Here is a 1047-nt window from a genome sequence, read left to right as displayed (position 1 = left end):
CTAACTCATGCTTGCGTAATGCGGGTTCGAGACCCAGTGGGCTATTCGAGTCTTTTGCTCGGAGTCCTATGCAGCGTTTGTTCTTGTTATCGGTCTCTCGATAGAGGAGCCTACGTTTAATCGAACTACTGCATAGAAAGCCTAAGTTGCAGCTTAGGCCCGGGTCTCACATTACCCAAAAGCAGAGTTAATTTCCCATACAAAGCGTTTAAGACGGATTCCCAACGCTTGGCACTTTCGGCTTACTTTGGGTTAAGTGTTTATGTCACAATGGTTTAGGTAGGGTGGTTTGCGTTGCTCACCACTTAACGCGGCGTTAACTAGCTTAAGGAAGCTTTGTGAATAAAATTGACTTCGATGTTCTTAAAGCATATCTAGTGGATAAAGAAAGCCACAGATATATACAAGAAAATATACTACATATTGATGCCCCTAAAAGAGGTGGTGGATTCAAGACTATGGAAATACTCCATAGTTATGGAGTAAAAAAAGAACACAAAGGAGTCTTAGCTAAATACAATGTTAACGAAGACAATATTATTTCTTTATTAAATGAATCAAATCAAAATTTAGATGAAATAAATTCTAATGACAATTACATCGAGGGTGCAACCCAAGTTCGGTTAGTTAACTCTTATGAGCGGAACCCTGAAGCTCGTAAAAAGTGCATTTCAATTTTTGGTGCTATTTGCCAGGCTTGTGGTTTCAATTTTAATAAAGTGTATGGTCAAGCTGCAAAAGGCTACATCGAAGTTCATCATATAATTCCTATTTCAACTTTAAAGAAAGGTTATACGGTTAATCCCGAGAAAGACTTGGTTCCTTTGTGTTCAAATTGTCATTCGGTTGCTCACAAAAAAAATCCTCCTTATTCTGTTGCTGAGATAAAGGCGATGATCGCTAGTTAACAAGGGGCTATGGTGTCAATAGTTAATTTCCCATACAAGTCGTTTAAACGGACAAAAAACAGTTGGCTTTGTTCGTGCCTCACAAATTATAGCCAACTATTTTTCGCCGCTTAACGAGGCGTTGGTATGACTCCCACTG

At 39.2% G+C, this 1047-nt stretch carries 1 protein-coding gene; it reads left to right on the top strand.

Annotation, left to right across the window (positions count from 1 at the left end; translation table 11 throughout):
* Positions 1 to 338: 338 nt before the first annotated feature.
* Positions 339 to 908, top strand: a complete 570-nt coding sequence (locus A1QC_RS05075) for an HNH endonuclease (protein ID WP_017024767.1) — start codon at positions 339 to 341, stop codon at positions 906 to 908.
* The last annotated feature ends 139 nt before the right edge of the window (positions 909 to 1047 follow it).

It is taken from the genome of Vibrio rumoiensis 1S-45 (genome assembly GCF_000286955.2).
In the GTDB taxonomy this organism is placed as follows: Bacteria; Pseudomonadota; Gammaproteobacteria; order Enterobacterales; family Vibrionaceae; genus Vibrio; species Vibrio rumoiensis_A.
Note: the sequence above shows the minus strand (reverse complement) of the source record. Positions and strands in the feature narration are given on the sequence as shown.